29 protein-coding genes are annotated in these 26,957 nt (G+C 61.3%); 18 read left to right on the top strand and 11 right to left on the bottom strand.

Features of this window, described 5'->3' with window-relative positions; translation table 11 throughout:
* Positions 1-19: 19 nt before the first annotated feature.
* A complete protein-coding gene (locus GR212_RS26250) occupies positions 20-3,490 on the bottom strand; it encodes a DUF3971 domain-containing protein (protein WP_204326765.1) in 3,471 nt (1,156 codons plus the stop codon).
* A gap of 76 nt (positions 3,491-3,566) precedes the next feature.
* On the opposite strand from GR212_RS26250, the gene GR212_RS26245 reads away from it, so the two are divergent.
* The 6 genes from GR212_RS26245 (at position 3,567) to GR212_RS26220 (ending at position 9,258) form a co-directional block, all read left to right on the top strand.
* A complete protein-coding gene (locus GR212_RS26245; protein ID WP_163991067.1) occupies positions 3,567-4,049 on the top strand; it encodes a redoxin domain-containing protein in 483 nt (160 codons plus the stop codon).
* 4 nt (positions 4,050-4,053) lie between these two features.
* Entirely contained in the window at positions 4,054-4,884 is an 831-nt protein-coding gene (locus GR212_RS26240; RefSeq protein ID WP_163991065.1) for a ferritin-like domain-containing protein, read from the top strand.
* 114 nt (positions 4,885-4,998) lie between these two features.
* On the top strand, positions 4,999-6,315 hold the full coding sequence (locus GR212_RS26235) for a peptidoglycan DD-metalloendopeptidase family protein (protein ID WP_163991063.1): 1,317 nt from the start codon (positions 4,999-5,001) through the stop codon (positions 6,313-6,315).
* Between the two features lie 197 nt (positions 6,316-6,512).
* Complete coding sequence (locus GR212_RS26230) at positions 6,513-8,030, top strand: DEAD/DEAH box helicase (RefSeq protein ID WP_163991061.1); 1,518 nt, start codon at positions 6,513-6,515, stop codon at positions 8,028-8,030.
* A gap of 66 nt (positions 8,031-8,096) precedes the next feature.
* Positions 8,097-8,519 carry an NUDIX domain-containing protein gene (locus tag GR212_RS26225; RefSeq protein ID WP_163991059.1) on the top strand — a complete coding sequence of 141 codons (423 nt, stop codon included), beginning with the start codon at positions 8,097-8,099 and terminating at the stop codon, positions 8,517-8,519.
* A gap of 106 nt (positions 8,520-8,625) precedes the next feature.
* Positions 8,626-9,258 (top strand): DapH/DapD/GlmU-related protein, encoded by a 633-nt coding sequence (locus GR212_RS26220; protein WP_163991057.1) that lies wholly within the window; start codon positions 8,626-8,628, stop codon positions 9,256-9,258.
* A gap of 99 nt (positions 9,259-9,357) precedes the next feature.
* Here GR212_RS26220 and GR212_RS26215 read toward each other — a convergent pair whose 3' ends face one another.
* The 7 genes from GR212_RS26215 to GR212_RS26185 are packed head-to-tail and all read right to left on the bottom strand — an operon-like array spanning position 9,358 to position 15,051.
* Positions 9,358-9,678, bottom strand: a complete 321-nt coding sequence (locus tag GR212_RS26215) for a TfoX/Sxy family protein (RefSeq protein ID WP_163991055.1) — start codon at positions 9,676-9,678, stop codon at positions 9,358-9,360.
* Positions 9,679-9,681: 3 nt separating this feature from the next.
* On the bottom strand, positions 9,682-11,316 hold the full coding sequence (locus tag GR212_RS26210) for an NTP transferase domain-containing protein (RefSeq protein WP_163991053.1): 1,635 nt from the start codon (positions 11,314-11,316) through the stop codon (positions 9,682-9,684).
* Positions 11,313-12,020: an XdhC family protein gene (locus GR212_RS26205; protein WP_163991051.1), complete on the bottom strand. Its 708-nt coding sequence runs from the start codon at positions 12,018-12,020 to the stop codon at positions 11,313-11,315. The genes GR212_RS26210 and GR212_RS26205 overlap by 4 nt, the downstream gene beginning before the upstream one ends.
* Positions 12,020-12,349 carry an XdhC family protein gene (locus GR212_RS26200; protein WP_163991049.1) on the bottom strand — a complete coding sequence of 110 codons (330 nt, stop codon included), beginning with the start codon at positions 12,347-12,349 and terminating at the stop codon, positions 12,020-12,022. Before GR212_RS26200 ends, GR212_RS26205 begins: the two co-directional genes overlap by 1 nt.
* Before the next feature lie 7 nt (positions 12,350-12,356).
* Positions 12,357-13,604 (bottom strand): vWA domain-containing protein, encoded by a 1,248-nt coding sequence (locus GR212_RS26195; protein ID WP_163991047.1) that lies wholly within the window; start codon positions 13,602-13,604, stop codon positions 12,357-12,359.
* A 3-nt stretch (positions 13,605-13,607) separates the two neighbouring features.
* On the bottom strand, positions 13,608-14,537 hold the full coding sequence (locus GR212_RS26190) for an AAA family ATPase (RefSeq protein WP_163991046.1): 930 nt from the start codon (positions 14,535-14,537) through the stop codon (positions 13,608-13,610).
* 19 nt (positions 14,538-14,556) lie between these two features.
* On the bottom strand, positions 14,557-15,051 hold the full coding sequence (locus GR212_RS26185) for a flavin reductase (protein ID WP_163991130.1): 495 nt from the start codon (positions 15,049-15,051) through the stop codon (positions 14,557-14,559).
* A 168-nt stretch (positions 15,052-15,219) separates the two neighbouring features.
* On the opposite strand from GR212_RS26185, the gene GR212_RS26180 reads away from it, so the two are divergent.
* From GR212_RS26180 to purB, 4 genes are all read left to right on the top strand, one after another.
* Positions 15,220-16,302, top strand: a complete 1,083-nt coding sequence (locus tag GR212_RS26180; protein WP_163991044.1) for an ABC transporter substrate-binding protein — start codon at positions 15,220-15,222, stop codon at positions 16,300-16,302.
* An 80-nt stretch (positions 16,303-16,382) separates the two neighbouring features.
* The gene (gene rpe / locus GR212_RS26175) at positions 16,383-17,069 is read left to right on the top strand and encodes a ribulose-phosphate 3-epimerase (RefSeq protein ID WP_163991042.1); all 687 of its coding nucleotides are present in this window, start codon (positions 16,383-16,385) and stop codon (positions 17,067-17,069) included.
* Positions 17,056-17,577 (top strand): hypothetical protein, encoded by a 522-nt coding sequence (locus GR212_RS26170; protein WP_432444408.1) that lies wholly within the window; start codon positions 17,056-17,058, stop codon positions 17,575-17,577. Before rpe ends, GR212_RS26170 begins: the two co-directional genes overlap by 14 nt.
* Before the next feature lie 118 nt (positions 17,578-17,695).
* Positions 17,696-18,997, top strand: a complete 1,302-nt coding sequence (gene purB, locus GR212_RS26165; RefSeq protein WP_163991040.1) for an adenylosuccinate lyase — start codon at positions 17,696-17,698, stop codon at positions 18,995-18,997.
* Here the strand turns inward: purB and GR212_RS26160 are convergent.
* Entirely contained in the window at positions 18,978-19,493 is a 516-nt protein-coding gene (locus GR212_RS26160) for a low affinity iron permease family protein (RefSeq protein ID WP_163991038.1), read from the bottom strand. The genes purB and GR212_RS26160 overlap by 20 nt on opposite strands.
* A gap of 86 nt (positions 19,494-19,579) precedes the next feature.
* Positions 19,580-20,380: a DUF2189 domain-containing protein gene (locus GR212_RS26155; RefSeq protein WP_163991035.1), complete on the bottom strand. Its 801-nt coding sequence runs from the start codon at positions 20,378-20,380 to the stop codon at positions 19,580-19,582.
* 170 nt (positions 20,381-20,550) lie between these two features.
* Here GR212_RS26155 and GR212_RS26150 point away from each other — a divergent pair, with 170 nt between their 5' ends.
* The 6 genes from GR212_RS26150 (at position 20,551) to GR212_RS26125 (ending at position 24,309) form a co-directional block, all read left to right on the top strand.
* Entirely contained in the window at positions 20,551-21,105 is a 555-nt protein-coding gene (locus GR212_RS26150; RefSeq protein ID WP_163991032.1) for an RBBP9/YdeN family alpha/beta hydrolase, read from the top strand.
* A gap of 265 nt (positions 21,106-21,370) precedes the next feature.
* Positions 21,371-22,135 carry a phosphoribosylaminoimidazolesuccinocarboxamide synthase gene (purC, locus tag GR212_RS26145; RefSeq protein ID WP_015340039.1) on the top strand — a complete coding sequence of 255 codons (765 nt, stop codon included), beginning with the start codon at positions 21,371-21,373 and terminating at the stop codon, positions 22,133-22,135.
* Between the two features lie 17 nt (positions 22,136-22,152).
* The gene (gene purS / locus GR212_RS26140) at positions 22,153-22,395 is read left to right on the top strand and encodes a phosphoribosylformylglycinamidine synthase subunit PurS (RefSeq protein ID WP_037202350.1); all 243 of its coding nucleotides are present in this window, start codon (positions 22,153-22,155) and stop codon (positions 22,393-22,395) included.
* Between the two features lie 103 nt (positions 22,396-22,498).
* On the top strand, positions 22,499-23,170 hold the full coding sequence (purQ, locus tag GR212_RS26135; protein WP_163991030.1) for a phosphoribosylformylglycinamidine synthase subunit PurQ: 672 nt from the start codon (positions 22,499-22,501) through the stop codon (positions 23,168-23,170).
* Between the two features lie 123 nt (positions 23,171-23,293).
* Positions 23,294-23,701: a hypothetical protein gene (locus GR212_RS26130; RefSeq protein WP_163991028.1), complete on the top strand. Its 408-nt coding sequence runs from the start codon at positions 23,294-23,296 to the stop codon at positions 23,699-23,701.
* A gap of 74 nt (positions 23,702-23,775) precedes the next feature.
* Complete coding sequence (locus tag GR212_RS26125) at positions 23,776-24,309, top strand: AAA family ATPase (protein WP_163991026.1); 534 nt, start codon at positions 23,776-23,778, stop codon at positions 24,307-24,309.
* A gap of 47 nt (positions 24,310-24,356) precedes the next feature.
* On the opposite strand, the gene GR212_RS26120 is transcribed toward GR212_RS26125, so the two are convergent.
* Positions 24,357-24,602, bottom strand: a complete 246-nt coding sequence (locus GR212_RS26120) for a DUF1127 domain-containing protein (RefSeq protein ID WP_163991024.1) — start codon at positions 24,600-24,602, stop codon at positions 24,357-24,359.
* Positions 24,603-24,707: 105 nt separating this feature from the next.
* Here GR212_RS26120 and GR212_RS26115 point away from each other — a divergent pair, with 105 nt between their 5' ends.
* A complete protein-coding gene (locus tag GR212_RS26115) occupies positions 24,708-26,126 on the top strand; it encodes a PLP-dependent aminotransferase family protein (RefSeq protein WP_163991022.1) in 1,419 nt (472 codons plus the stop codon).
* A 120-nt stretch (positions 26,127-26,246) separates the two neighbouring features.
* Complete coding sequence (locus GR212_RS26110; protein ID WP_163991020.1) at positions 26,247-26,861, top strand: acyloxyacyl hydrolase; 615 nt, start codon at positions 26,247-26,249, stop codon at positions 26,859-26,861.
* Positions 26,862-26,957 lie beyond the last annotated feature (96 nt).

Here is a 26,957-nt window from a genome sequence, read left to right as displayed (position 1 = left end):
CGTCGCGCCGTGCGCCTGATCAGAATTCGAAGATCTGCCTGAAGACGCCCGGCGCGATGATCGACAATGGATTGATCTGCATGTTCGGCTTGTCGAAGCTGCCCGTCAGCCGGAAAGTGATGCCGATCAGGCCGCGATCGCTGCCGTTGCCCAGAATGAAGCCGACGATGGGAACTTCTGCGAACAGCCGGTTCAGGCCGTAAGCGGGCATGAAGGTCCCGGTCATGTCCATCTTGCCGCTGGCATCCTTCAGCACTCCCTGGAACGTCGCCCCCACCTGCACGCCGCGCACCACGCCGTTCTCGACCGAAAGTGCGCCGTCACGCATGACCAGTCGGGCAAAACCCCGCCCGAAGCTCTGCGAGCGCGTATCGATATTCTCCTTGACGGCCGAGTTCAGGCTCTTTCCGTTCTTGCCGCTCGGCGTCGACACGATGGTCGAGAGCTTCTTTTCATCGATGATGGAGAAGTTGCGGATATCCAGCGAGCCGTCCCAATCATCCTGCCCGGTCGAGCGGAGCGACAAATTCAACAGCCCGCCCCTCAGGTGCTTGTAGAGATCTGTAAAGCGCGCCACCGCGCCGGCATCGCCGCTTGTGATACGGATCGCTCCATTGCTGCCCTTGCTCATCTGCGTGACGAGCGCCTCGCCGCTGCGCGTCACGCCGGAGAAATCCGCTGCCGTCGTCTTGCCGCCGGCGATCGAATAGACGCCCTTGACGTTGCCGATCGTCTCGTCGTTGAAGCCGATGACCTTGTCGATATTGGCTCGAACGGTCGCGCTCGCTGAATCGTCCCCGCCGGAGCTTTGCTGGCCGCCGGACGTCGATGTCTTCAGGCGCGCGAGGATCGGGCGTATGTCCGCGGAATTGCCCGATACGGAGACGTCGTAGCCGCTGCTCTTGCTCCGCTTCAGGGATAGCGCGAAATCGTCGAGCGCCGAGAGCTTCACGCTATCGAAATTGGCCGACGACAGGCTTCCCTTGCTGATCAGGAGATCGCCGCTGACCCCGAAACCATCCCCCTTGAGCGTGAAGTTCTTCAAGGCGGTCTGGCTATCCGGTCCGGACGCTTCAAACTGAGCCGTCGCCGGAATGCCGACGCCCTTCGACCAACCGACCCAGGGAACCGTGAGCGTCGCCTTACCGAGATCGACCTTGACGCCCTGACGATCGTCGTCGATGCGGGTCAGCTCCACCTTGACGGGCCCGTCTATCATATCGCGAAGACCCGGCAGAACCGTGTTGCGCTGGGCGTCGTTGAGCGTCGCCGTTATCACGCGGCTGCGTTTGACGGACGATTTGCCGTCGGTGGGCTCGACCATGTCGATCTGCGCGGGAATACCGTCGATCTGGGCCTGCGCCTGCAAGTGCACGGATTGCGAGTCAGCCGAAATCTCGCCGGTGATATTGTCGATCTTGCGATTGTTCATCGGCTTCAGCAGATCGACATTGTTGAGCTCGAGTGTCGCCTGCCAATCCGGCGGAGGCGGCTTCTGGTCGTTGATCAGCCCGATCCTGGCATCGACCTTGGCGACGATCTTGCCGTTGAAATCCTCCGGCTTGAACTCGGTTCTCTGCAATACCTCGAGAGGCTTGTAGGTAAGAAGCTCGCCGATGGCGTCGCCGGAACCGGATATCGTCAGCGCGAGATCGGCCATCAGCGGCTTGTCGTAGGTCGACGGGATCGAAAAGCTGCTGTTATTCAGGGAGATCGTTCGTCCGGTCGGGAAATAGGAGGTCGCCGTATTGATATCGACGACCATCGCCGGACCGGTCAGGTCGAAATGGGCCTTGGTGTCGCGCAGCGGCGGAATTTCGCCCGGAATGTTCAGGCGGGCGCCGTCTATGTCGAAGGCGATGTGGAGCTCGTTCTTGCCGAGCTGCAGCTTGCCGGATTGGGCAGCCTCCCGCAGCCTTCCGGCAGGAATGAAGACCGATATGACGGCATTGGTCACCGAGCCGCCGAAGAGGTTGGCTTCGACCCAGGCCCTGGGCTTGGACGCCATCCAGAACGGCCATAGCTGCTTGACGACCGTCGTGTCGAGCTTGTCGGCTCGGCCGCCGAAACTGATCTCCGGCGAGCTGTCTCCGAACTTCGCATGGAGAGAGCCGAACAGCGCGCCCTGCGGCGTCGATATGCCGAGATTGTCGACCTGAAGCTCCTTGGTCGCCGAAAGGAAGCGTCCCATGGCGCGGCCATCGAAGCTAACAGGCTTTTCCCCCGAAATGGACGAGGCGGCGATACCGTTCTTGATCACGAAATCGACCCCGAACCCCTTGCCTGCGTTGGCATCGATACGATCGAGATCGATGAGGGCACCGGAGAAAGGCACCATCGTACCGACGAATTGCACCTTCGACGGCGCAATCTCCAAGGTCTGGTGGTCGAAATTGTAGGCGAGGTTGATATTGCCTGCCGTCAGGTCCTGCGCATCGCGGTCCATATAGATGGTGCCAGGCTTTACATTGATCGAAGCATCGAGCTTCGGATCGGCACCATCGCCTCCCTTGACGGCCGAAAGCGTGACGTCGGCAAGGCTCATGACGCCCTGCCGCGGCGTGCCGCTTGCATCATAGGCCATCGTCAGCGGCTTCAGATCGAGATTGGATATTTTCGCGATCAATGAAGACGTGTGGCCGGCCTCCTGCTGATTCGCCTTCACATCCAGGGTCGCAACGGATCCGTTGACGGCGACCTTGCCATAAAGATGCAGGGAGTTCGGCTCGGCCCGTTCGAAGGTCAGGCTATCGACCACGAGGGAGATCGGATCGCCCTCCTGACGCGCCAGCTTCATGGAGAAGCCGGAAATACGCACGGAGTTCGTCCCACCGCGCTGCACGAAATGTTCCAGAAAATCGAGATTGTCGAAGGTCGCGCTGAGAGCCCGCGGCAATGCATCGACGCGCAACGCCGTCAGATCGACCGGATCTCCCTGGGGCAGCAGCGACGTATCGAGCGCAATGCCCTCCGCCGCCACGCTCGCCACTTCGATCCGCCCTTCGATCAAGGCCAGCGGATCCAGCTCCATATTCACCGCCGACATCGTCGACAGATGCTTGCCGCTGTCCTGATCGACCACATTGACGTCGCGCGCCTCCAGCGCCAGCCGCAGATCGGAGGTGAACCGGATCACGGTCGCGCCGACTTCGGCCTTGTAACGTGGCCCGATAGCTTGATCGAGGGCCGTCTGCGCCTTCTGCGATAGCGGCTCGTCGAAGACGCCGCTTTCGATGGTCGCGATGACGGCTCCGAGGATGACGGCAAGGAATGCGAAGAAAACCAGCGTCATCCGGCAGACATGCCAGACATGCGAGCGGCTGCGGCGGGAGCGCTCGGGCACATGGACAATCAAGGGATCTTCGACCTGGGCGGACGGCAGATGGTCGAGCGACACGAGATCCTTTTTGCGGAATGTTACCTTTTCGCCTCGGATCACTCCTGTGCGTGCCTTTCGCTCTTCTTCTTTTTTGATGACGCTGCGTCCCATTGGACGGCATACGCGGGCAGTATATATGGCTTCCCGTGAGTGTCATCTAAAAAACCGGCAAAAGAAAGGTTTTCCCGTGACGGAAGTTTTCCCAGTTCAACCAGGCATTGGCGACAAGGCACCGGATTTCGATCTTCCGCGTGACGGCGGCGGACGCGTGAGTCTCGCAGATTTCGCCGCAAGACCGCTGGTCATCTATTTCTATCCGAAGGACGACACCACGGCATGCACGACGGAATCGATTTCCTTCACGGCGCTCTCAGGCGAGTTCGGCAAGGCGGGTGTCGCCCTTCTCGGCGTCTCGCCGGATACCGTCAAGAGCCATGACAAATTCGTCAAGAAGCATGCGCTTTCCATTCCGCTCGCCGCCGACGAGGAAAAGACGATGGCTATCGCCTATGGAGTCTGGCGGGAAAAAAGCATGTATGGCCGCACCTATATGGGTGTCGTCCGCTCGACCTTTCTGATCGGCTCCGACGGCCGGATCGCCAGGATATGGGACAAGGTCAAGGTCGCGGGGCATGCCGAGGCAGTTCTGGCCGCTGCAAAGGAACTCTGACGGCATGACTGGCAGTCCCGAAACGATCACCTCGCTGCGTGGCGGCGCCATCGCCGCCATCCTTGCGGCCGATCTCGATCGCAAGACCGCGCTTGCCCAGGAATCGGCGACGCGCTGGTTTGCCCGCACCCTCTCCCTGCGCTCGCCGCTCGATCCGCCCTTGGCCGATCGCCCCGGCCGGCCGGAGAAGCCGGATCTGGTGCCGCCCAAACATATGGAAAAACGCTCCCTGCACACGCTCAAGGGCCGGATCGCACTATTGCATGCCATCGCCCATATCGAGCTGAATGCCGTCGATCTGGCGCTGGATATCGTCGCCCGCTTCGCGACCGGCCCGGTCCCCAATTCGTTCTTCGACGGGTGGATGCAGGTCGCCTTCGAGGAAGCCAAGCATTTCCGTATGGTACGCGCGCGCCTGCGCGAGCTGGGCGCCGACTATGGCGATCTTCCCGCCCATGACGGCCTATGGCAGGCAGCCCATGCGACCCGAACCGATCTGACGGCCCGCCTCGCCGTCGTGCCCCTCATCCTGGAAGCCAGGGGGCTGGACGTGACGCCGGCATTGCAGGCAAAGATGCGCGAGACCGGCGACCTGGAGAGCGCCGCGATTCTCGATGTCATCTACAATGACGAAAAAGGCCATGTCGCTGTGGGTGCCAAATGGTTCCGCTTTCTGTGCGCGCGGGAGAAACGCGATCCCGCCCGGACGTTCCAGGAGCTGGTGCGCGCCAATTTCCGCGGCTCGCTCAAGGCGCCGTTCAACGACATTGCCCGCGCGGAAGCAGGACTGACGCCTTCCTTCTATCGCTCCCTGACATCCACGAGCAGCGCATAGCCCACTCAGATCAAAGGGTTTTCCCGTATCTAACGATGACTTCGAAAGCATTCGTTAACCATAATGCCGTGTACTTCCAATCAATGCCAAAAGGCATCGATTGGGAGATTCTCGGTGACAGCAAAGCCTCAGAACCGGGTTTTCGGCAAACAACAGCGGCATCACACCATTATCGTCGCGAGCGGCGATACGGTGCGCCATATGACCGTGCGCCCATGGATGGCGGCCATTGCCGTCTGTCTGGTCGGTATCTTCTCGATCGGCTATCTCCTTGCGACGTCGTACCTCGTGTTGCGGGACGATCTGATCGGCGCGACGATGGCGCGCCAGGCGCGCATGCAATATGACTATGAGGATCGCATCGCCGCGCTGCGCGCCCAGGTCGACCGTGTCACGTCCCGCCAGCTTCTCGATCAGCAGGTGGTGGAAGAAAAGGTCGACAAGCTTATCGAGCAGCAACAGCAACTGACCTCGCGGAACGGCAAACTCAGCACCCTGCTCGACAGGGCGGAGAATTCCGGCCTGACCGACAAGAGCGCGCATCCCGATGCAAATACGGCCGCCCCCAAGAATGAGCACGCTCAGCTGACCTCGCCCAAGGCGATCGAAAAGCTTCTCCTCGGCGGCAAGCCGGCCGACGCCACGCCCGACAACTCCACGCTCGCCTATGTCCCCGCCCCGGAAACCGTCGCGGATCGCGCCGATCGTGTCTTCTCAAAGGTGACGCTGTCGCTAAAGCACATCGAACAGGATCAGCTGTCCAGAATCCGCAATCTCACCGCGGACGCCTCCGAAACCGCGAACGAGATCCAGACGATCATGCACAATGTCGGCGTCAAAGTTCCGAATGATGTCGCAAGCTCAGGAAGCGATGACACGGATGGCGGCGTCGGCGGTCCTTATGTCCCGCCGGAAAACGTCGATCAGTTCGAGCAGTCGATGGCAGACCTCGATACCGCGTTGACGCATCTGGAAACGGTGCGGGGAGCGGCCGAAAGCCTGCCGTTCCGCAATCCGGCTGCGGGCAAGCTCATCACCAGCCCCTTCGGCAACCGCAAGGACCCGTTCTTCGGCACCCTGGCTCTCCACACGGGTACGGATTTTCATTTCAGTCCCGGCGAGAAGGTCAAGGCCACGGCGCCCGGCAGGATAACGGCAGCCGGCTGGACCGGCGGCTACGGCAACATGGTGGAGATCGACCACGGCGATGGCATCTCGACGCGCTATGGCCATATGGAACAGGTGCTCGTCAAGATCGGCGACAAGGTCGGCGCAGGCGATGTCGTGGGTCTTGCCGGCAGCACCGGGCGCTCGACCGGGACCCATCTGCACTATGAAGTACGCGAGAATGGGCATCCCGTCGATCCGATGTATTTCATCAATGCCGGCACGAAACTCGCAAGTTACATCAGCGGATTGGGCGCAATTTAGCTGCCGGAATTGTGACAAACGCGCAACAAAGTTGGCACTAATCCGAAAATTGTGTCATGAATGAACTTCAGGTCGGTTGAAGCGCCTGCTTTCCTTGACTTCCCGGGTATTTGGTTCTATGTCGCCCAGCATTACGGCACGCTCCTGCATGTCGACTCATGGTGTTCGACTGAACCAAGACGGAACTAGATTTCCCTTTGACAACATTTGCTGACCTTGGCCTGAGCCAAAAAGTCCTTTCCGCGGTTACTGACGCGGGTTACACCACACCGACTCCGATCCAGGCCGGTGCCATCCCGTTTGCGCTTCAGCGCCGCGACATCTGCGGCATCGCCCAGACCGGAACCGGCAAGACCGCCTCCTTCGTGCTGCCGATGCTGACGCTGCTTGAAAAAGGCCGCGCACGAGCGCGCATGCCGCGCACGCTGATCCTGGAGCCGACGCGCGAACTGGCGGCGCAGGTCGCCGAAAACTTCGAGAAGTATGGCAAGAATCATCGCCTGAACATCGCCTTGCTGATCGGCGGCGTTTCCTTCGAAGAGCAGGATCGCAAGCTTGAGCGTGGCGCCGATGTGCTGATCTGCACGCCTGGACGCCTGTTGGACCATTTCGAACGCGGCAAGCTTCTGATGAGCGGCGTCGAGATCTTGGTCATCGACGAGGCGGACCGCATGCTCGATATGGGCTTCATCCCGGATATCGAGCGCATCGCCAAGCTCATTCCCTTCACGCGCCAGACGCTGTTCTTCTCGGCGACGATGCCGGCTGAAATCCAGAAGCTGGCCGACCGGTTCCTGCAAAATCCGGAGCGCATCGAAGTCGCCAAGCCCGCATCGACGGCCAAGACCGTGACGCAGCGCTTCGTTGCCTCGCATGGCAAGGATTACGAGAAGCGCGCCACGTTGCGCGATCTCATCCGCGCCCAGACGGATCTCAAGAACGCGATCATCTTCTGCAATCGCAAGAAGGATGTGGCTGATCTCTTCCGTTCGCTCGAGCGCCACGGCTTCTCGGTCGGCGCATTGCACGGCGACATGGATCAGCGCTCGCGCACGACCATGCTGCAGAACTTCCGTGACGGCCAGATCCAGCTTCTCGTCGCATCCGACGTCGCGGCACGCGGTCTCGATCTTCCCGATGTCGGCCACGTCTTCAATTTCGATGTTCCGATCCATTCGGAAGATTACGTCCATCGCATTGGCCGCACCGGTCGCGCCGGTCGCTCCGGCGCCGCCTTCACGATCGTCACGAAGCGCGATACCAAGCATGTAGACGCGATCGAGAAGTTGATCGGCGAGGACGTCCAGTGGCTGAACGGCGACCTGTCGGCATTGCCGCCGGCGGACGAAAGCGGAGACGACAATCGCTCCTCCCGCCGCCGTGATCCCAAGAGCAAGGGCCGCGATCGCGATCGCAGCCGCGGAGGCCGCAGCGCCCCGAGTCATAAAACTGATATCGACGTCGAGGATAATGGCGTCGTGGCGATCGAAGCAGCACCAGCAAAGGCCGAAAGCGTGAAGAACGAGCGCAAGTCTGAGAACAACAACAAGTCCCATAACGGTTCTCGCAACAACCATCGGCCCTTCCCAGCTGCCAACGACGATCATCGCGAGCGTCGCAACCGTTATCGCGATCAGGATGACGGTCCGACGCCGGTTGGTTTCGGTGACGACATCCCCGCTTTCATGCTCATCGTGGCGAACGCCAAGGGCTGATAAACCGCACCTGCCGCCGATCCGAACCCCTGCGCCGGAAGTCGCGGCAAAATTCGGAATCATGGCATGGGCAAGCCTGGCATCGATTTCCCGGGATTGGGAACTGGTCTCGCAATAGTGCGGGACGGCAAGCTGTTGCTCTATCGGCGCCTCAAGGCGCCGGAAGCCGGCTTCTGGAGCATCGTCGGCGGCAAGGTCGATCATATGGAGCCTGCCGCCAAGGCCGCTATCCGCGAGGCGGAAGAGGAAAGCGGTCTTTCCATTGGCAGGATCGATTACCTCTGCACCGAGGAGGTCATCGTAGATGCCGACCGCCAGCACTGGATCTCTCTTATCTACGTCTGCAGGAATTTTTCGGGCGAGCCTCGCCTGATGGAGCCCGACAAGCTCTCCGATTTCGGCTGGTTCGGCCGTGACGAGCTGCCGCCCCAGCTTTCTGAATTCGCCAAGGCAACCATCGCGCATCTGAGCGAGGAAGACTTCCGCTGACGCCCGGGCTTGCCGCCATCTTTCAGATGCGCGATGCACCTGCACGATCTGCGTCACATGTCCTTCATCGTCTCCGGTTAGGCAGGCGGAAATCCGGAGGCCATCAATGCACTCGACCGCACAACCCACCCGCCCCAAGATCGCCGAAACCGTAATCCATCAAACGGCGAGCATAAGAGATTCGCACATCGGCAAATGTTGCGAGATCCTGGCGGACACATCTCTGCACACGGTTGAACTCGGGGACTATTCCTACCTGGGGCCTCGCTGCATCGTCGGCGATGCAACGATTGGAAAGTTCTGCGCCATTGCAGCAGAGGTGAGGATCGGGGCTCCCAATCACCCGATGGACCGCCCGTCCATGCACCGCTTTACCTATTGCCCGGAATATTACTCTGCAGAAGCCGTACGCGACGTTTCCTTTTTTGATCAGCGCAAGCAGGATCGCGCCATCATTGGCAACGATGTTTGGATCGGCCACGGCGTCATTGTGCTGCCGGGTGTCACCGTGGGAGACGGTGCCGTTCTCGCGGCGGGAGCGGTGGTCACCAAAGACGTCGAGCCATATACCGTCGTCGGCGGCGTTCCCGCCAAATTCATTCGCGAGCGGTTTACACGAACCATCGCGGAGAAGCTTGCCTCTATCGCCTGGTGGGATTGGCCGTTCGAAACCATCATGGGACGGCTTGCGGACTTTCAATCAAGCGACATAGAGGCCTTTTGTGAACGCTGGGCGTAGTCTCCGCCGCGTGACCGCTTCCGCAGCCAAATCACAGTAAATGCTACCGGCTCGGTTGGCTGCGCGGCTACCGAGTTCGGCATTTTTGCGCGAATCTTGTTATTTTTCCGCGCGCAGCGCTGCCTCATAGGCAAGCCCCACCCAGCGCGCCATTACGTCCGGATCGTCGAACGCATCGTCGGGTATCGACCAATAGGGCATGTTGATGGCCTTGCCCTTCTTGCCTTCATAAGCCCAGCGCCGCGCGCCGGCGGCCTCGAATTCGGACGCGCTGGCATCGTCCGCCTTCAGGAGAATCTCGTCGTCCACCTCAAGCGCCAGGATCCGCCCCATATGGTAGATGCCCTTGCCGCCGAACATGCGTTTGATGGTGACCGGCCCAAGAGACCGGAACATCTCCTCGATATCGATATTGTCCATTCCCTACCCTTTCAGGACGCCGCCGGCCGCGACGACGGCCTCGGGCGTGTCGACATCCAGATGCGCCGCCTCTCCGAGCTCGACGTCGATGACCGGAAGCCCCGATGTTTCGATGATATGCCGGGCGCCCACATCGCCCTCCAGCCGCATCACCGCATTCAGAACGGATCTCGGCAGGATAACGGGATTGCCGCGTTTGCCGCCGGAGACCGCCCGCACGATCGCCTGTCCGTTCGCCTCGCGGAAGGAGGCCGTTAGGGCTTTCAGATCATCGCCGGTAACGCCGGGCATATCGGCAAGCATGACAAGAACGCCATCGGCTTTTTGTGCCGCCTGCGTGCCGACGCCCGCAACTAGTGAACTCGCCATGCCCGAGGCATAATCCGGATTGAAGACCCGCTCGAGCGCAAGACCACGCAACGCATCTTCGATATCGTCGCGGCGGTGCCCGGTGACTGCGACGATATCGGACGCACCGCTTTCAATGGCAATCAACGCCGATCGGCGAACCAGCGGCACGCCGTCGAATTCCGCCAGAAGCTTGTGTGAACCACCCTCGCCCATGCGGCTGGCCTTGCCGGCGGCCAGCAAGACGACGGCTACCGATATTTGTGACGCCGGCTTCGTAGCGATGTCGCGCGGCCGCGGGCGTGACTGTATTTCCATGAGCAACCCTCCCACGCCCATGCCGCTAATATCCTGCGGCGCAGGTCGTTCTCCGGCTAATATTCTGTCCAGCACCCAATCGAATCCGTTTTCCTTCGGGCTGCGCGCGCATCCCGGCGCCCCGACGACATAGACGTCGTTCACCCTGCCAAGCACGAGAAGATTGCCCGGATCGACGGGCATGCCGACGTGAATGACGTCGCCGCCACCCAGCCGTATAGCCTCCGGAATGACGTCGCCGGCATCGATGACCGCCGATGCGCCGAAGACGATCACCAGCTTCGGCAGCCGATCCGGTGCCGCCATGGCGCGACAGATCGCGTCGGCAACAGCGCTCGCCCGGTGCGCAACGCGCTCTTCCCGCTGCAGGACACTGCCCGAAGGCTGCAGCCGTTGCGACAGAATGCGTGCCGTCTTGTCCATAACTGCCGGTTTCAACGATGGCAGCTCGGTGGCAATGAGCGAAATGGCGTGAGGTTGGAAGGGTTTGACCTCGAAAACCGGCGTCTGCCGCAGAATTTCAACGCCTGCCGCCACCTTCGAACCGGAAACAGCGAGCGGAATGATCTTGAAAGTCGCGATCATATCGCCCGACCGTACCGGAACGTGATCGGCAAGACAGGCAAGGGTAATCGCCGGATCGACATTGTTGATCCGATCGACGGCCGCACGGTTTGCAACGAACAGGCCATCGACGGCGCTGTGGATGTTCACCCGTCCCGTTGCCGCCTCCGAAAAGGTGATATGGTCCGGCGCCATCGCTCGCGCCAGCCGTTCGGCCGCCTCGTCTTCCATGAGATCGCCCGGCTCGATGCGCGCGGCAATGACGTGCTCGACCCCGGCTGCCGTCAGGCGGTCGATGTCGTCGTGGACGAGCCTGTGTCCCTTGGAAAAGCCGCCATCGGCCAGCCGTACGGAATGCGCGAGAATCGCACCCTCCGCCTCCACTGTCGAAAACTCCCCGAAAATCATGGCATCCCACCTTTGGGCGACGACACGTCACGCCCGCGAAGAGAACCGATGATCTCCGCCAGGATGGCGACCGCGATCTCGGCCGGACTTGCGGCACCGATGGGAAGCCCGATCGGCGCGTGGATGCGGGCAAGCTCCGCCTCTGTCAGACCCGCCCGTTTCAGGCGTTCCATACGGCCGGCATGCGTCTTGCGGCTGCCGAGCGCGCCGACATAGAAACAGTCCGTCCTCAACGCCTGAATGATCGGCTCGTCATCGATCTTCGGATCGTGGGTCACGGCTACCAGCGCCATATAGCTGTCGAGCGGCCGCTCCTTCAGCGCGTCCACAGGCCAGTCGGCAATCAGGTCGATGCCCTCGAAACGTTCCGGCGTCGCGAAGGCGGTACGCGGATCGATGATGGTGACGTCGAAGTCCGCAAGTGCCGCCATGCGCGCCAGAACCTGGCTGATATGCACGGCGCCGATGACGACGATGCGCGGCGGCGGCAAATGCACGTTCAGGAACAGGCTCTGCCCATCGATTTCAACCGCTGAGGACCGGCCCGAACGGAATGCGGACGAAACCGCTTCGGCCAGTGGGCCTTCAAGGACATCGCCTTCGACGATAAGCCGATCCGGTCCCCCGGAGAGGTCGGATACAAGGATAGCCGCCTGCCGCCTGCGCCGCATCTCGTTCAGCCGCGCCAGTATTGGACGGTCCATCAGACGAGCCTTTCGACATAGACGCGGATCCGGCCGCCGCATGACAGGCCGACCCGCCAGGCCGTCTCGTCGGCAACGCCGAATTCCAGCATACGCGGCTTGCCGGTTTCGATGACATCGAGCGCCTCGGTAATCACAGCACCCTCCACGCAGCCGCCGGAAACGGAACCATGGAAATTGCCCTCGCCGTCGATCACGAGATGGCTGCCGGCAGGGCGCGGAGCCGACCCCCAGGTATCGACGACGGTCGCCATGGCCACATTGCGGCCTGCCGACACCCATTCCTCCGCGATCACGAGCGGATCCAGACTTTCGGAAATATCTGACATCGGAGCCTCATTTCTTGCCGAGAAACCGTCGCGGATCATAGGCATCCGCGCGGCCGGCGGTGAGGGCCGATACGAGATCGGCCAGAGATAATAGATTGTGAACCGGACGGAATTCGTCAACATGCGGCAGCATGGCTTTTACACCGCGGGCACGCGCCTCGAAGCCGTCGAAACGCAACAGCGGATTGAGCCAGATGAGCCGCCGGCAGGAACGATGCAACCGATCCATCTCCTGCGCAAGCAGTTCCACGCCTTCGCGCTCCAGCCCGTCGGTAATCAGCAGCACGATCGCGCCCTGCCCCAGCACGCGGCGTGCCCATATGAGGTTGAATTCCTTCAGCGTCTCGCCGATCCGCGTCCCGCCCGACCAGTCGCGCACCGCCGCCGCACATTCGTCCAGTGCCTGATCGGGATCCTTGTGCCGCATCGCCCGCGTCACGTTGGTCAGGCGCGTTCCGAACAGAAACGTATGAACCCGCCGGCGCCGCTCGGTCAGCACATGCAGGAAATGCAGGAAGATGCGCGTATATTGGCTCATGGAGCCTGAAATATCGGCAAGCACGACCAGCGGCGGCTGTATTTCTTTCGGCCGCCGAAAACGCGGCAGGATCAGCGCTCCTCCCGTTCGCAGCGCCGAGCGCATCGTCGCACGCGGATCGACCTTGGCCGGCATCAGGGATGGCGTAAAGCGGCGGGTGCGCACGCGGTCGAGCGGCAATTGCAGCTTTTCGAGCTCCTTCCTGGCGTAGGCGATTTCCGCTGCCGACATCTGCGCGAAATCCAGATGACGCAGCAGCTCGCTGCCGGAACTCGTGAAGCGCGCATCGATCTCGATATCGGGCGTTTCCCGCGGGGGACGCCGGTCGCCGCGGTCGTTGAGCAAGGCATCGCTTGCCCGGCTCTCTCCCGGCTTCGGCTTTTCCTTCTCCCTGTGATCGGGTGCGACCGGCGACATCATCGCGATCATCTTGGCAACGAGATCGCGCGAGCGCCAGAACAGCCGGAACGCCTCGTCGAACACGGCAAGATCTTCATGCCGCTTGACGAAGGCCGAACACAAGGCGGCATGGAACTCCTCGCGGGAACCGATCCCTATGGCCTCGACCGCCTCGATGGCGTCGGCGATCGCTCCGGGACCGATCTTGAGACCCGCCTTGCGCAGCGCCCGGCCGAACAGCACGATATTGTCGGCAAGGCGCCCGTCACCAGGCGGTGACGGCGCCACGACGATGCCATCCTGCGCGCCGGTTTCCATGACTTATCCCGCCGCGAGCAGTTCGGATTTCACTTCATCCAGCACGCGCCTGCCTTCGGCGCCCTGGATGCGAGCGATATCGTCCTGATATTTCAGCAGCGTGCCCAGCGTGTCCGCAACGGTCTCCGGATCGAGCGCCAGCCGATCCAGCTCGGTCAAGGCGGTCGCCCAGTCGATGGTCTCGGCAACGCCGGGATTCTTGAAGAGATCGAGCGTGCGCAGCTTCTGCACATAGGCGACGATCTGGCGCGAGAGCGCTTCGTTGCAGCCGGGCACCTTGCGGCGAATGATGTCGAGCTCCTGCTCGGCCCCGGGATAATCGACCCAATGATAGAGACAGCGCCGTTTCAGGGCGTCATGCACCTCGCGCGTGCGGTTCGTCGTGATGATGACGATCGGCGGTTCGGCGGCGCGGATCGTGCCGAGTTCCGGCACCGTCACCTGGAAATCGGAAAGCACCTCTAGAAGGAATGCCTCGAAAGCCTCGTCGGTGCGGTCGAGCTCGTCGATCAGGAATACCGGGGCACGCCCACCGACACCCGACAGCGCCTGCAGCACCGGCCGGCGGATGAGATAGCGCTCGGAGAAGATATCAGCCTCGATACGGTCGCGGTCGGTAAGGCCCGATGCCTCCGCCAGCCGGATTTCCAGCATCTGCGCCGGATAGTTCCATTCGTAGACGGCCGAGGATACGTCCAGCCCTTCGTAGCATTGCAGCCGGATCAGCGGCCTGTCGAGCGCCTTGGAGAGCACCTTGGCGATCTCGGTCTTGCCGACACCGGCCTCCCCCTCCAGAAAGAGCGGCCGCTTCATCTTCAGGGCGAGAAACAGGACCGTGCCGAGCGCACGGCCGGCCAGATAATCGTGGGCGCCGAGCAAGGCCATCGCTTCATCGATCGAACTCGGCAATGAAGGTAATGTCTGATCCGCCATGATAACTCCCTCGCAGGGGTTATAGCGCGTGATAGCCCCGGTTCATATAGATCAATGCCGGCTTGGCTTCGCTGTAGCGTATGGCCATCACCTCGCCGAAGATGATGTTGTGCGTGGTTGCCTGCTTGATCTCGATGACGCGGCAATCGAAAGCGGCAAGCGCATCGGTCAGGACAGGCGCGCCGGTTGCCAGCGTCTCGAACTTGCCGGCAGCGAAGCGCTCGTCGACGGTCAGCTGCGTCTTTCCGGAAAAGGCGTCGGCCAAAGATTGGTGATCCGCGCCGAGCGTATTCAGCGCGAAGATCCCACTCTTGAAGAAGATCTCGTTCTTGGCGTTGCTGTTGTTGAGGCATATCAGAACGGTTGCGGGACTATCCGACACCGAGCATGCAGCCGTGATCGTGACGCCGCGCCGCTCCGCTCCGAGCGCCGTCGTCACCAGCTGCACATGCCCCGCGTAGCGGCTCATGGCATCGCGATAAAGCGCCGGATCCATACGCTGCCTGTCTAGCACCACCGTCTCCTTTGTCATGTCATGCCCGTTTGTCATTCAATATGACGGTCAGATATTAGCTTTTCTACAATAGCATTATTGAAAACAGAGAGATTTTGTTGCTTTTTCTTTGACGATCCCCTTCAGACGGATAAATAGAGCAGAAAAATTGTCCGGGATAATCGATCGATGAGCGTTCTGCGTCGCCTTCCGCTCCTGTTTGTGCTGCTTTCGGCGGCCGGCAGCAGCTACGCCGCAGGAATTAACATCGGCGTAGTAGCACCGCAGGACGGCAACTTCGCGATGCTGGGCGCCGAAATCTCCGCCGGAGCCAATTTCGAGATCCAGGCCCAGAAGGATACGGCGACCGTGGTCGACGAACCTTGCACCGAGGACGGCGGCCGGGCTGCCGCCGAGGCGCTGGTTGCCGCCAAGGTACAGGTCGCGATCGGCTTCCTCTGCACGGAGACCCTGGAGGGCGCGCTGCCGCGTCTCAAGGATGCCGGCATCCCCGTCATCACCGTTTCCGTGCGCTCGCGCATCCTCATGGAAGATGCCTTGAAGAGCGGCTGGCCATTGTTTCGGCTGGCGCCGGTCGACAGCGCCGAGGCCGCCATGGCGATCGATACGATCCTGAAAAACTGGGCGGCGGAGCCAATGGCGCTGATCGACGACGGCACGATACACGGCCGCGAGTTGGTCGGCGCGATCCGCAACGCGCTCGAGGAAAAAGGGCTGAAGCCGGTCTTCACCGATACTTACCGCCCCGGCCAGGATCAGCAGATCGCCCTCGTGCGCCGCCTGAAGAAGGCTGGCGCAACGCGCGTCTTCGTCGGCGGCGACCGCAGCGATGTCGCGGTCATCGCCCGCGACGCCAAGAGCGAAAATATCTCGCTGGTTCTGATGGGCGGCGATGCCATGCGCGCCGCCGACCAACCGCTGCCTCTTCTGGAGAGCGTGCAGGCAATCGCGCTGCCCGAGTACGGCACCCTGCCGGCGGCCCAACAGACAGTGCAAGCCATGCGCGCGGGCGGTATCGAGCCGGACGGCTACATCCTGCCGGCCGCCGCCGCCGCACAGATCGCCAGCCAGGCGGCGGAAGGCGCAAAGGCAGACAACAAGCCCATTGCCGACAAGCTCGTCGGCACGGCATTCCAGACAGCGATCGGCCCGATCTCCTTCGGGCAGAACCACGAATTGACACAAAACCCCTATCGCTTGCTGGAGTGGCGAGGCAACGCGTTCGTGCCGCCGCCGACGCCGTCGAACTGAAGCGATCCGTTCGGGCGGTTGTTTGGCCTCGATAGCGGTGCTAATCCAGTCGCGAAAAATCAGATGGAGCTCAGCTACCCATGACCTTGCCGATCCGCATTGCCCCTTCCATTCTCGCAGCCGACTTCGCCAAGCTCGGACAGGAAGTCAAGGATGTGACCGAAGCCGGAGCCGACTGGATCCATCTGGATGTCATGGACGGCCATTTCGTGCCGAACATCTCCTTCGGCGCCGATGTCATCAAGGCGCTGCGCCCCTATACGACCGCCACCTTCGACTGCCACCTGATGATCTCGCCGGCCGATCCCTATCTGGAAGCCTTTGCCAAAGCCGGCTGCGACCGCATCACGGTCCACGCTGAAGCCGGCGTGCACCTGCACCGTTCGCTGCAAACGATCCGTCATCTCGGCAAGAAGGTCGGCGTCACCCTCAATCCGGCAACGCCGCTGTCCGTGCTGGAAAACGTGCTCGACGATATCGACCTGATTCTCATCATGTCGGTCAATCCGGGTTTCGGCGGCCAGAAGTTCATTCCGGCCATGGCCGACAAGATCCGCAACGCCAGGTCCCTGATCGGTGACCGCCCGATCGAGCTCGAAGTCGACGGCGGCGTTTCGGTGGAAACCGCTCCTCTCATCACCGCCTCCGGCGCAAACGTTCTTGTCGCAGGCTCGGCGATCTTCAAGGGCGAATCGGTCGAAGCCTATCGCCAGACGGTCGGCGATCTCAGGGCCGCCGCCGAACGAGGTCGCGTTGGATCAAACTAATCCGACCAACACCATCGTCGCGACGGGCCGGGCAAGGACCGTCGCATCGCATTGCCGCGAGGTTTTCGGCAGTGCGGTCTGCTGGGGCGCGGCGATGGCCGCCTCCGCACTCGTGGCCCTCTTCCTGCGCAACGGCCTTCTGACCAGCCACCTCGCGGCCCTTGCTCTCGTCTATTTCTTCGGGGGCGCTCTCTCCTGGCCCATTCTCGTGCCGTTTACCCGCCGTTTCGCGCGTGGCCGACCGACCAGCGCGCGTTTCGCGGCCTTCTTTCTGGCGCTCTCCATCGGCACTGCGGCGATGACGGCATTCATTTTCGCGATGGACTATCGCTGGTTCTATTCGCGCTGGCACGCGCCGTTCGGCTCGCTCGTCTGGATATTCCAGTTCCTGTTCACCGGCGCCAGCGCCGTCTACCAGTTCGCCGTCCTCGGCCTTACTCTGTTTCTGCCGGTCGGCCTGCTATGCCTGACCGCCGTTTCCGCCTATCTTGCTCGCCAGAGCCGTTGAGACGCACGAAAGATCGGCCCAACAAACATTGTGCCCTTGAAACATTGTGATTGCCGCCCGTCTTTGTTATGGGGGCGCCGAGTTTTCCTTTTCCGATAGCCAAGAAAGCTTTGAGCCTATGATCCCGCGCTACTCCCGACCGGAAATGGTCGCCATCTGGTCGCCCGAAACCAAGTTTCGCATCTGGTTCGAGATCGAGGCCCATGCCTGTGACGCGCTGGCAGCCCTCGGCGTCATCCCGAAATCGGCTGCGGACACCATCTGGGAAAAGGGCGGCAAGGCCACGTTCGACGTCGCCCGCATCGACGAGATCGAAGCCGTGACGAAACACGACGTCATCGCCTTCCTCACGCATCTCGCCGAAATCGTCGGTCCGGATGCGCGGTTCGTTCACCAGGGCATGACCTCCTCCGACGTGCTCGATACCTGCTTCAACGTGCAGCTCGTGCGCGCCAGCGACCTGTTGCTCGCCGATATCGACAAGCTTCTGGAAGCGCTGAAGCGCCGCGCCTTCGAGCACAAGGACACCGTTACCATCGGCCGCTCGCACGGCATTCATGCAGAGCCGATCACCTTCGGCATCAAGCTGGCGCTGGCCTATGCCGAATTCGAGCGCTGCAAGCAGCGCCTGATCGCAGCCCGCGAAGAAGTCGCCACCTGCGCCATTTCCGGCGCCGTCGGCACCTTCGCCAACATCGATCCCCGCGTCGAGGAACATGTCGCCGCCGCACTCGGCCTGAAGCCGGAGCCGGTCTCCACCCAGGTCATCCCGCGCGACCGCCACGCGATGTTCTTCGCCACCCTCGGCGTCGTCGCCTCCTCGATCGAGCGCCTTGCCACCGAAATCCGCCATCTGCAGCGCACCGAAGTTCTGGAAGCGGAAGAGTATTTCTCTCCGGGCCAGAAGGGCTCGTCCGCCATGCCGCACAAGCGCAATCCGGTGCTGACGGAAAACCTGACGGGCCTTGCCCGCATGGTCCGCTCCTATTCGATCCCGGCCATGGAAAATGTCGCCCTCTGGCACGAGCGCGATATCTCGCACTCGTCCGTCGAGCGCATGATCGGCCCCGACGCGACCGTGACGCTCGATTTTGCGCTGTCCCGCCTGACCAGCGTCGTCGACAAGCTTCTCGTCTACCCGGAAAACATGATGAAGAACCTGAACAAGTTCCGCGGACTTGTTCACTCGCAGCGCGTGCTGCTGGCGCTGACCCAGGCCGGCGTTTCCCGCGAGGACGCCTACCGCCTCGTGCAGCGCAACGCCATGAAGGTCTGGGAGCAAGGCAAGGATTTCCTTGAGGAACTGCTCGCCGACCAGGAGGTGCGCGCCGCCCTTTCCGAGGAGGATATCCGCGAAAAATTCGACCTCGGCTATCACACCAAGCATGTCGATACGATCTTCAAGCGGGTTTTCGGCTAGAAGCTGCCGTTTTAGATTGCTCCTTGGTTGAGGCGGCGCGACTGACGCGCCGCCTTTTTCGTTTGCTCGCCGATTTCGCGACGATCACGCGACTTTGCTCGACACGTCCTTCATCCTTGCCTTCGAATTGGTCCTGCTGGCGCTTTGCCGCCTTTCCCACGAGCCGGTCGAGGTGCTTGAGATCCTCCTCGTCGAGGTTCTCTATCCCGACGAAACGATTTTCGGCGGCACTGGTCAGGATCAGTTCGTTGAGTTTGGCCTGAATGGCCCGCGTGTCTCGCGTCTGCGCGTTCTGGAGCAGGAAAACCATCAGGAACGTGACGATCGTCGTGCTGGTATTGATGACCAGCTGCCAGGTGTCGGAATAATGGAAGATCGGGCCGGTGGCGCCCCATAGAATGACGGAGCACAGCGCCAGGACGAAGATCGCCGGCTTGCCCGTCCATTCCGAAACCACGACTGCAAAGCGGGTAAAAACATGCGTAAGCCGGGTCATGATCCGCATCTCCTGATGATGCGGATCAACGCGAGAAGCGCGCCACGGTTCCAGTGATGGCAACGCGCCGTCTGTAATGGCTGTATCTACCCTTCGGATACCACCAGTTTGCGATAGAGATGCCAGGATGCATGACCGAGTATCGGCATGACAACCGCCAACCCGGCAAAGACCGGGATGCTGCCGATGACAAGCAGCGCCGCCACGATCAGGCCCCAGACCGCCACCGGCACCGGATTGGTCAGCGTCGCCCGGATGCTCGCATCGATCGCCGCGACGACGCCGACGTCACGGTCCAGCAGCAGCGGGAAGGTGACGACCGTAGTCGCCAGTACGACGAGCGCGAAGAGGAAGCCGATCAGATCGCCCCAAAGCATCATCGCCATGCCTTCCGGCGTTGTCAGGACGCTCGACACGAAGGAGGAAAGCGTGGGCGGCACGCCATCGCCGAAATAGATGAAGTAGATATTCTGCGCCACGAACAGCCAGACGATGAAAAGGCCGAACAGCATGAGGCCGGCGACGATGATCGACGGCAATGCCGGCGAGAACCGCACGTCGAATGCATGGCTCCACGACGTATCCAGCCCCTTTTCCCGGCGTCGGCTGATCTCATAGAGGCCGATTGCGGCGATCGGGCCCAGCAGGGCAAAACCGGACATCAATGGAAACAACAGCGGCAACAGGTTCTGGTCCGTGCTCCAGATCGCCAGCGCGATGCCCGCTATCGGGTACATCAGACACAGAAAAACGTAGTGGGATGGCTTCTCGCTGAAGTCGTCCAGCCCTAGCTTCAGGGCGTCGACGAGATCGGCGATACCGATCTTGCGAATGGCTGGTCGGCTAAAAGTATGATCCGCTCCCGCCATGACATGAAAGGCCGTCATAATGCTCTCCTCCTCAACCTCGACGTGCTCGGCAGGCGGCGCAAAATGACGGCAAAATGGATGCCGACATCATCATTCGCTACCGGCAGCTGCCATATTAGCAAATTTTGCCGCAATTGTCGCCTTTCTCCCTTGACAGTTGAGTTCACCTTTTCCACATCGGCGCCATCATGAAAGCCTCCGACGCAAATATCCTTATCATCCCCGGCTATACGAATTCCGGCCCCGACCACTGGCAGACCCGTTGGGAGCAGAAGCTCTCGACCGCGCGGCGCGTGGAGCAGGCGGAATGGTCGAAGCCCGTGCGCGATGATTGGGCCGCCCGTATCGCCGAGGAGGTGAATGCTTCGGACAAGCCCGTCGTGCTCGTGGCGCATTCGCTCGGCATTCCCTCGGTGATCCATGCCATTCCGCAATTTCGCAACAAGGTCGCGGGCGCTTTCTTCGTCGCTCCGCCGGATGTCGCCAATCCCGGCATCAGACCGAAGCATCTGATGACCTTCGGGCCCTATCCGCGCGATCCCCTGCCGTTCCCATCGATCACGATCGCCAGCCGCAACGATCCCTTCGGCAGCTACGAACATGCGGACGACATTGCCAATAGCTGGGGTTCGCTCCTGATCGATGCCGGCGAAGCAGGCCACATAAATACCGAATCCGGACACGGCCCCTGGCCCGAAGGCACGATGGTCTTCGCCAAGTTCCTGAGCCAGTTGAAGCCCTGATTGTGTCGGCAGCGACAACGGAATAGGATGCGCCTTGCCTCACTAGCCTGTGAAGTACCGGGCACCTTCATTCCATCGTCAGACAAAAGCCTGTAAAACAGGCCAAGACAGGATCCCGATTCTAGCATTGGCGCCCCGCCGAGGCCGGAATTCCGAGGAAGGAGGCGCAGGCGGATTGTGAATTCGCTTCTTATCCGTTATGGGGACGCCCACGTATGATCCACTTGCGCTATCCCGAGAGCGCCAAAGACAGAGAACAATAACAATGAACCGTCGCCGCCGTATTTACGAAGGCAAGGCCAAGATCCTTTACGAAGGGCCTGAGCCGGGCACGCTGATCCAGTTCTTCAAGGACGATGCCACCGCCTTCAACAAGAAGAAGCACGAAGTCATCGATGGCAAGGGTGTTCTGAACAATCGCATCTGCGAGTATATTTTCAGCCATCTGAACAAGATCGGCATTCCCACGCATTTCATCCGCCGCCTCAACATGCGCGAGCAGCTGATCAAGGAAGTGGAGATGATTCCGCTCGAGATCGTCGTGCGCAACGTTGCCGCCGGCTCGCTCGCCAAGCGCCTCGGCATCGAGGAAGGCGTGGTGCTGCCGCGCTCGATCATCGAATTCTACTACAAGTCCGACGCGCTCGAAGACCCGATGGTCTCCGAAGAGCACATCACCGCCTTCGGCTGGGCCAATCCGGCGGAACTCGATGACATCATGGCGCTCGCCATCCGCGTCAACGATTTCATGACCGGCCTTTTCCTCGGCGTCGGCATCCAGCTCGTCGATTTCAAGATCGAATGCGGCCGCCTGTTCGAAGGCGACATGATGCGCATCATCCTCGCGGACGAAATCTCGCCGGACAGCTGCCGTCTCTGGGACATAGAAACCCATGAGAAGATGGACAAGGATCGCTTCCGCCGCGACATGGGCGGCTTGCTGGAAGCCTATTCCGAAGTGGCGCGCCGCCTCGGCATTATCAATGAAAACGAACCCGTGCGTGGCACGGGCCCGGTTCTCGTCAAGTAAGTTCAGAAAGGACAATCGTGATCAAGGCTCGTGTAACCGTCACGCTGAAGAACGGCGTTCTCGATCCGCAGGGCAAGGCAATCGAAGGCGCGCTCGGTGCGCTCGGCTTTGACGGCGTTCACCAGGTCCGCCAGGGCAAGGTCTTCGATCTCGAGCTGGAAGGCACGGACAAGAGCAAGGCCGAGGCGGATCTCAAAGCCATGTGCGAAAAGCTTCTCGCCAATACGGTGATCGAGAACTTCAGCATTTCGATCGACTGATCGTCCTCTTTCGCGAGCCGTTCTTCCTTTGCCTGAGGCGATGGAGTATGGCTCACGAAGAATATTCCAGCGATTACCCCTAGCCTGTTGCGGGATCAGCATCATGAAATCAGCAGTCGTCCAACTCCCCGGCCTCAATCGCGATCGCGATATGATCGCGGCACTGACCAAGATTTCCGGTCATGCGCCGGTGACCGTGTGGCAGACCGAGACCGAGATTCCGGATGTCGATCTGATCGTCATTCCCGGCGGCTTCTCCTACGGCGACTATCTGCGTTGCGGCGCAATCGCCGCCCGCATGCCGATCATGCAGGCGATCAAGGACAAGGCAGACAAGGGCGTCAAGGTTCTCGGCGTGTGCAACGGTTTCCAGATCCTGCTGGAAGCGGGGATGTTGCCCGGGGCGCTGATGCGCAACGCCTCGCTCAAGTTCGTCTGCCGCGAAATAAAGCTTGAAGTCGTCAACGCCGAGACGGATTTCACCGCTGCCTACGCCAAGGGCCAGATCATCCGCAGCCCGGTCGCGCATCACGATGGCAATTATTTCGCCGACGCCGAGACGCTGAAGGCGATCGAGGACAATGGCCAGGTGGTCTTCCGCTATGCCGAAGGCACCAACCCGAACGGCTCGGTCAACGACATCGCCGGCGTGATGAACGCCAAGGGCAATGTGCTCGGCATGATGCCGCACCCGGAAAATCTGATCGAGGCTGCTCACGGCGGCAGCGATGGCCGTGGGCTGTTTGCCTCCGCGCTCGGCGTGATCGCAGCCTGATAACAGGCTGCCCCGGTATCGGAACCATAAAATCGGCGTCTTTGCATAAAACAGCAGGACGCCGGAAAGCGATCCGGCGATCTTCGGCCGAACAGCCTTAACCGCCTCATTGGAAAGAGATTGATGCGCCCTCGCCTCCTGACAGGATTTTACTCCGCCGCTGCCATCGCGATGCTCGGGCTGCTGGTGACCTCGTGCGGCCCGCGTCCGCCGAGCATCAATGCGACCGATCACAGCGCCCTGTCGACGATGGAGCGCGTCATGCTCAATGCCAGCGCCTGCTGGTTCAAGTCGTCCGATCCGGCCTTCTCCGGCTATCAGCTCTCTCCGGAGCTCAACTCCTTCACCGGTCGTCCGCGCATCCTCGTGGTCGACAAGAAACATCCGACCGGCAGGCCGTCGCTCGTTGTGCAGGCGGAAGGCAATCCCGCGCAGCTGCAGGCCTTCGGTCCGATGATGGGCGGCGCCTCCGGCGGCCGCATCACGGGCGACGTCAACCGCTGGGCCGCGGGCTCCAAGAACTGCAGCTAGGCCTGAGGCCTTCCGCCTCAGCGGCAAACCAGCTACCGACGCATGACCTGCCCTCAACATCAGGGATCGTTGTCATGGACAGATTTGTCATTCTTTCAGGCTGCTCCGGCGGCGGCAAATCCACATTGCTGGAAGCGCTCAAGCGCCGTGGTCACTCCACTGTCGAGGAGCCGGGGCGGCGCATCGTCATCGAGGAACTGGAAGGCGACGGCTCCGCCTTGCCATGGGTCGACGCACCGGCGTTCGCGCGCCGGGCAATCGCCATGTCGCTGGCCGATCGCGAGAAAGCGAAGGCAACTTCCGGCACGGTCTTTTTCGACAGGGGATTGATCGATGCGGCATCGGCGATCGAGCATCTGACGGGCGAGCAAGTCCTGGCTTCGCTCGGCCAATCGCATCGCTACAACAGCCATGTCTTCCTGACGCCGCCATGGCCGGAAATATATGTCGGCGACCACGAGCGACGGCACGATTTTTCGGCGGCGGTTGCGGAATATGAACGGCTGCGCACCACCTATCCGGCCCTCGGCTACGAGGTTCACATCCTGCCGAAAATCGGCGTCGGGGAACGGGTGGACTTCGTTCATTCGGTTCTGGATCTAACGTAAGCCATCCCGAAGGCCGCACGCCGCGCGCAGGACTGCGTCCACCGCGCTCAATCCCAGAAGAACGACTTCTTCGCTTCCGTTGCCGCCTCGCGGCGCGTCAGGCCGATATCGCGCAGCTGATCGTCCGTCAGCTCGCGCAGTACCCACCGGCTTTCGCGCTTCTCCAGCCAACGCAAATAGAAGGCCCAAAGCCGACGCATCGGATGCGGCCTTGGCTGCGCCGCCCCCTTTGCGATATCAGCCGAGCAGGATTCCTGCACATCGGCCGAACAGATTGCATCTATTGTACTCATTTTCATTCTCGCATGATGGTGACAATTTTGATGTACCGAGCCAAACGATACAAATTGAGTCATAGACTTGACTCAAGGAGGGAGACAATCTAGGAAATTGTCATTATGACAAATTGGCTTCCTGACATTTCCAGCGGGACTGGTCCGGTCTACATCCGTGTTGCCGACAGCATCGAGAACGCGATTACGCACGGCGTTCTGCCGCCGGGCACTAAGCTGCCGCCGCAGCGCAATCTTGCCTACGATATCGGCGTCACCATAGGCACGGTCAGCAGGGCCTATGCCCTCGTGCACGAACGGGGCCTCGTGGCCGGCGAAGTCGGCCGGGGCACCTACGTGCTGGAGCGCCTGAACGGCAAACAGATCGAGCTCGTCGATCCGATCACGCAGGCGCTTGCCGGCACCCGCGGGCTGAATACGCCGGACGCCAAGATCCGCTTCGACACGACCGCCGCCCCCGATATCGGCCAGGGCGAAATCATCGGCAGGCTCTTCGCCGACATCAGCAGTGAGCATCAGACGGAGATTTCCTCCTACTCCCGGAATTTCCCGGCAAGCTGGTTTCAGGCCGGACAGATCTGGCTTGCCCGGAACGGCTGGCAGCCGGCAATCGATACAATCGTGCCGACGCTCGGCGCCCATGCCGGCGCCATCGCCGTCATATCGGCCGTCACCTCGCCGGGCGACAAGATCGTCTTCGAGAACCTCACCTATACGCAGATCAGCCGTGCCGCGCGCCTCCTCGGACGCCGCTCGATCCTGGTGGATTCGGATGAGCACGGCATGATCCCGGAGGATTTCGAGCGGCTCTGCCAGCAGCAGCATCCGCGCCTCGCCTTCCTGATGCCGACGGCACACAATCCCACGCTGGTGACAATGCCGGAATCACGACGCCGGGCGATCGCCGCCATCGCGCGCCGGCACAGCGTCTGGCTGATCGAGGACGATCTCTACGGCGGCATGACCGGCGACCAGAACCCGCTCATGGCCGCCATCGCGCCGGAACGGACCTTCGTCGTCAGCAGCCTGTCGAAGTCCGTGACGGCGGGCGTACGCGGCGGCTGGGTCGCCTGCCCGCCCCATTTCGCCCAGCGCATCAAGGTCACCCACAAGATGACGACGGGCGGCCTGCCCTTCATTCTGGCCGAAACCTGCGCCCGGCTCGTGCTGGGTGGCCATGCGCTCGAACTGCGCCGCAAATCCGTCGAGGAAATCAAGGCCCGCGAGCAATTGGCCCGAGAGGCATTGTCGGGCTTCGAGTTCAACTCGCATCCGCATCTGCCGTTCCTGTGGCTGAAGCTGCCGGAGCCCTGGCTGTCCGGTACGTTCAAGAATGCCGCCCTGACGGAGGGTGTGCTGATCGATGACGAGGATGAGTTCAAGGCGGCCCGTATCGAGAAAGTCTACCATCGCGTGCGCGTCGCTTTCTCGTCTCCACCGCGCCGGGAAGACGTCGCGGCGGGCTTCATGACCCTGCGTCATTTGCTCGAAAACGGCTCGTCGGGATACGATAGTCACATTTAAGCAAGCCCCCCCGATTTATCGAGAGTTACCCCCTTAAATTCCGTTTGGGCCGTCTCGACTCCCGGCAGTTTGCCATTCTATCAATAGGAGGAGATTCGCCCGCCATACCAGGGGGAGTGCATGGCTACTGGTAGCATTTTTGCAGGTCATTTGAGCAAGCGTTTCGTTACGAGTTTTCTGGCAGTCAGTTCCATATTCATCGCAGGGCAATCCGTCGCGACCGCCGCGGACAAGGTTGCCGTGGCCTCCGACGCCAAGGTCTTCGATGAATTGCGTTTTGGAGCAAGCGGCTCCATTCAGAACGGTTACGATCACGAGAAGGGTGTCTTTCCGGACGTACAGGTGCTCTTCAATCCATTCGGTTACAATCCGACCGCCGACTGGAAGGATCAGCTCGCCCATCCACGTATTCACGTCGGAACGTCGATCGGCACCGCAGGCTCCGCCACGCAGGTCTATGGCGGCCTTTCGTGGACGCTGACGCACAGCAACGGCATCTTCACGGAAGTCGGCTTCGGCGGAACGGTCCACAGCGGCAATCTCAACGACTGGCAGGATCACGGCCCGATGCTCGGCTGTCGCCTCCTCTTCCACGAATATGCCGGCATCGGCTACAATTTCGACAACCATTGGAACGTGATGGCGCAGATTGCCCATGCATCGCATGCCAATCTTTGCGACGGCCCCAATGGCGGCATGACGCGGGCGGGTGTCATGGTCGGCTACAAATTCTGACGCGCGCGGCGCGGCCGCAAATGGCCGTATCCGCAGTTCGTGCATCCTGACGGCCGGCGTCTTGTGAACGCCGGTGATTTTCCTGTCGCACGACAG

It is taken from the genome of Martinezella lusitana (genome assembly GCF_010668395.1).
GTDB classification, from domain to species: domain Bacteria; phylum Pseudomonadota; class Alphaproteobacteria; order Rhizobiales; family Rhizobiaceae; genus Rhizobium; species Rhizobium lusitanum_A.
Note: the sequence above shows the minus strand (reverse complement) of the source record. Positions and strands in the feature narration are given on the sequence as shown.

Bases quoted from the DNA above. Each gene is read 5' to 3' on its own strand.
- GR212_RS26250 (WP_204326765.1), bottom strand. From the start codon at position 3,490: ATGGGACGCAGCGTCATCAAAAAAGAAGAAGAGCGAAAGGCACGCACA.
- GR212_RS26240 (WP_163991065.1), top strand. From the start codon at position 4,054: ATGACTGGCAGTCCCGAAACGATCACCTCGCTGCGTGGCGGCGCCATC.
- GR212_RS26225 (WP_163991059.1), top strand. From the start codon at position 8,097: ATGGGCAAGCCTGGCATCGATTTCCCGGGATTGGGAACTGGTCTCGCA.
- GR212_RS26220 (WP_163991057.1), top strand. From the start codon at position 8,626: ATGCACTCGACCGCACAACCCACCCGCCCCAAGATCGCCGAAACCGTA.
- GR212_RS26215 (WP_163991055.1), bottom strand. From the start codon at position 9,678: ATGGACAATATCGATATCGAGGAGATGTTCCGGTCTCTTGGGCCGGTC.
- GR212_RS26210 (WP_163991053.1), bottom strand. From the start codon at position 11,316: ATGATTTTCGGGGAGTTTTCGACAGTGGAGGCGGAGGGTGCGATTCTC.
- GR212_RS26205 (WP_163991051.1), bottom strand. From the start codon at position 12,020: ATGGACCGTCCAATACTGGCGCGGCTGAACGAGATGCGGCGCAGGCGG.
- GR212_RS26200 (WP_163991049.1), bottom strand. From the start codon at position 12,349: ATGTCAGATATTTCCGAAAGTCTGGATCCGCTCGTGATCGCGGAGGAA.
- GR212_RS26195 (WP_163991047.1), bottom strand. From the start codon at position 13,604: ATGGAAACCGGCGCGCAGGATGGCATCGTCGTGGCGCCGTCACCGCCT.
- GR212_RS26190 (WP_163991046.1), bottom strand. From the start codon at position 14,537: ATGGCGGATCAGACATTACCTTCATTGCCGAGTTCGATCGATGAAGCG.
- GR212_RS26180 (WP_163991044.1), top strand. From the start codon at position 15,220: ATGAGCGTTCTGCGTCGCCTTCCGCTCCTGTTTGTGCTGCTTTCGGCG.
- rpe (WP_163991042.1), top strand. From the start codon at position 16,383: ATGACCTTGCCGATCCGCATTGCCCCTTCCATTCTCGCAGCCGACTTC.
- purB (WP_163991040.1), top strand. From the start codon at position 17,696: ATGATCCCGCGCTACTCCCGACCGGAAATGGTCGCCATCTGGTCGCCC.
- GR212_RS26160 (WP_163991038.1), bottom strand. From the start codon at position 19,493: ATGACCCGGCTTACGCATGTTTTTACCCGCTTTGCAGTCGTGGTTTCG.
- GR212_RS26155 (WP_163991035.1), bottom strand. From the start codon at position 20,380: ATGACGGCCTTTCATGTCATGGCGGGAGCGGATCATACTTTTAGCCGA.
- GR212_RS26150 (WP_163991032.1), top strand. From the start codon at position 20,551: ATGAAAGCCTCCGACGCAAATATCCTTATCATCCCCGGCTATACGAAT.
- purC (WP_015340039.1), top strand. From the start codon at position 21,371: ATGAACCGTCGCCGCCGTATTTACGAAGGCAAGGCCAAGATCCTTTAC.
- purQ (WP_163991030.1), top strand. From the start codon at position 22,499: ATGAAATCAGCAGTCGTCCAACTCCCCGGCCTCAATCGCGATCGCGAT.
- GR212_RS26130 (WP_163991028.1), top strand. From the start codon at position 23,294: ATGCGCCCTCGCCTCCTGACAGGATTTTACTCCGCCGCTGCCATCGCG.
- GR212_RS26125 (WP_163991026.1), top strand. From the start codon at position 23,776: ATGGACAGATTTGTCATTCTTTCAGGCTGCTCCGGCGGCGGCAAATCC.
- GR212_RS26120 (WP_163991024.1), bottom strand. From the start codon at position 24,602: ATGAGTACAATAGATGCAATCTGTTCGGCCGATGTGCAGGAATCCTGC.
- GR212_RS26115 (WP_163991022.1), top strand. From the start codon at position 24,708: ATGACAAATTGGCTTCCTGACATTTCCAGCGGGACTGGTCCGGTCTAC.
- GR212_RS26110 (WP_163991020.1), top strand. From the start codon at position 26,247: ATGGCTACTGGTAGCATTTTTGCAGGTCATTTGAGCAAGCGTTTCGTT.